The 261-nt window shown below is 65.9% G+C and carries 1 protein-coding gene; it reads left to right on the forward strand.

Features of this window, described 5'->3' with window-relative positions:
* The coding region (locus AAEY72_RS15395; RefSeq protein WP_352311465.1) for a hydroxyisourate hydrolase at positions 1 to 261 on the forward strand (261 nt) is incomplete at both ends.

Here is a 261-nt window from a genome sequence, read left to right on the forward strand (position 1 = left end):
GGGCGAACCCGTGTCGATCCGCACCGCAGTCCTCAACCGGAGCGGACGGACCGACGCACCGTTGCTGATCGGCGATACGTACGTGGCCGGCGACTACGAGCTGCTGATGCGTGTCGACGATTACTTCCGGACGAAGGGCGTGCGGTTGCCGTCGCCGGCGTTCCTGTCCGAGGTGCCGATCCGCTTCCGCATCACCGATGCATCGGTGCGGCTGCATCTGCCTGTGCAGTTCGGGCCGTGGAACTACACGTACTACCGCGG

Source organism: Psychrobacter sp. W2-37-MNA-CIBAN-0211, assembly GCF_040309405.1.
Classification (GTDB): domain Bacteria; phylum Pseudomonadota; class Gammaproteobacteria; order Pseudomonadales; family Moraxellaceae; genus Psychrobacter; species Psychrobacter glaciei.